The 253-nt window shown below is 47.0% G+C and carries 1 protein-coding gene; it reads left to right on the forward strand.

What is annotated here, in order from left to right; translation table 11 throughout:
• Positions 1-253: efflux RND transporter permease subunit (locus tag AAEY72_RS15635; protein ID WP_352311538.1), on the forward strand; the 253-nt coding region annotated here is incomplete at both ends.

The following is a 253-nucleotide window of genomic DNA, read 5'->3' on the forward strand; positions in this document are numbered from 1 at the left end:
GTTCCACCTACCGTAGTGGTAACAGCCAGTTACCCGGGGGCAAACCCAACCGTTATTGCACAAACGGTAGCAACGCCATTAGAGCAAGAAATTAATGGCACCGAAAACATGTTGTATATGTTTTCACAAGCCACTAGTGATGGTCGTATGACCTTAACGGTGACGTTTGCGCTTGGCACCGATTTAGACCGAGCACAAGTACAAGTACAAAACCGAGTAAATAGCGCATTGCCGCGTTTACCACAAGAAGTAC

Origin of the sequence: Psychrobacter sp. W2-37-MNA-CIBAN-0211 (genome assembly GCF_040309405.1) — a bacterium.
Taxonomy (GTDB): domain Bacteria; phylum Pseudomonadota; class Gammaproteobacteria; order Pseudomonadales; family Moraxellaceae; genus Psychrobacter; species Psychrobacter glaciei.